The organism is Bacillus litorisediminis (genome assembly GCF_022808645.1).
Taxonomy (GTDB): domain Bacteria; phylum Bacillota; class Bacilli; order Bacillales; family JC228; genus Bacillus_BF; species Bacillus_BF litorisediminis.
This window is the reverse complement of the sequence record NZ_JAKZKT010000110.1, coordinates 1-1,821: the sequence shown is the minus strand read 5'-3', so window position 1 is coordinate 1,821 and position 1,821 is coordinate 1. Positions and strand designations below refer to the sequence as shown.

General features: G+C 40.8%; 1 protein-coding gene. It reads left to right on the top strand.

From position 1 onward, the window contains the following. Window positions 1–549 precede the first annotated feature (549 nt). Window positions 550–1,818, top strand: coding sequence for a group II intron reverse transcriptase/maturase (gene ltrA, locus MLE14_RS22170; RefSeq protein WP_243300533.1), 1,269 nt, complete (start codon window positions 550–552; stop codon window positions 1,816–1,818). Window positions 1,819–1,821: the final 3 nt, after the last annotated feature.

Here is a 1,821-nt window from a genome sequence, read left to right as displayed (position 1 = left end):
TGGTGCGCCCGGCATGGGCTATAACTTGGTGGTGAAAGTCCACTACAGGCTTGGCAGTAGGAACTGTTAGCTAAAGGCAAGGGTGTCCATCGTGAGGTGGAATCTGAAGGAAGCCGGAGGCAAAATCCCGAACTGACGAACAGAAACTGTATAAAAGGCTGAATTGGAATGGATGAGTTTGCCAAACAAAACAAAGTCCGATACTGCACGAGTTCCATACAGTAAATACAGCAGTTACATGGGAGGAAGGTTGTAGTTCTTACCCGGGGAGGTCTTACAAGGGTTCCCGACAAGAGGGATGTAACATCCCACAGGAACAAACTTGTCAGCAATGGCAAGTTGAATTGTAAGAAGTCAGCAGAGGCCATAGTAGTTCCTTCGGAACGAAGGGCCGAACAATAGTAATCTTGGAGGAATACGGAGGTGAAGACAGTGCAAAGACCACAGAAAACATCGAAAGATGGCTATATGCAAAGGGATAAGTTGGAAACTGAAGAGTATGCAAAAGCGTGCAGTACTGTCATCAAAGAAGTAGGAAGCCAAGATGGTATCGATTTAATTGATAAAGTGATTGATGATAACAACCTTCTTATGGCTTGTAAAAAGGTCAAATCCAATAAAGGTGCACCAGGAATTGATGGCATGACCGTTGATGAATTATTCGGTCATGTGGCTAAATACCGAAATCACCTCAAAAAGAAGCTTAGGGAAGGCACTTACAGGCCTTTACCTGTTAAAAGGGTTGAAATACCCAAACCAGATGGATCAAAACGCAAATTGGGAATACCATGCGTTCGCGACCGAATGGTGCAACAGGCTATCTATCAAGTGATTGGTGGAATTATAGACCCTAATTTCTCAGAACATAGCTTTGGATTTCGTCCAAAAAGAAATCAACATCAAGCCATAAAGGAATCAATCAGATTCTATGAAAAAGGGTACAAAATAGTGGTGGATTGTGACTTGAAAAGTTATTTTGACACCATCAACCATCAAAAACTGATGGAATACCTTAAGGTATTCATCCAAGATAAAATAATCTTGAAGCTAATTTGGAGATTTCTTAAAAGTGGAATACTCGATGACGGTCTCACTAAATCAACCGAATCTGGCGCTCCTCAAGGAGGAGTCCTATCGCCTCTCCTAAGTAACGTCTACTTAGATCAATTGGACAATGAACTGGAAAGACGAGGACACAAATTTGTGCGTTTTGCGGATGACTTTTGTATTTACGTTAAAAGCGAACGAGCTGGACACCGAGTGATGGAAAGTATCACTAAGTTTCTGGAAAAAGACTTGAAACTGACGGTAAACCGAACTAAGAGTAAAGTGGGGTCTCCTACTAAACTGAAGTTTCTAGGTTTCTGTATTCACAAAACTTCTAAGGGCGTGGGATGCAGACCTCACCAGTCCGCCAAGAAGAAATTCAAAACAAAGATAAAAGCTTTAAGTAAACGAAAGCGCTCTGGAAATTTCGGAGAAATCGTTAAAGAAATAAACCAAGTGACAGTTGGATGGATAAATTACTATGGAATTAGTTACATGAAGCATTTCATTAAAACTATTAACCACTGGCTAAATCATAGACTTCGACAACTTATTTGGAAGAGATGGAAGAAGGTAAAGACAAGATATCGCCAACTTAAAAGGTTAGGTATCCGGCATGAAGAAGCCTGGAGGTTAGCAAACACCCGAAAGGGATATTGGAGAATATCAGCTAGTGAAACGCTTCAGAAAGCAATTAAAAACAAAACGCTCAAAAAATGGGGGTTAAAAGATTTAAACCACTTATATGAGCGTCGATACTTAAGCTATTGAACC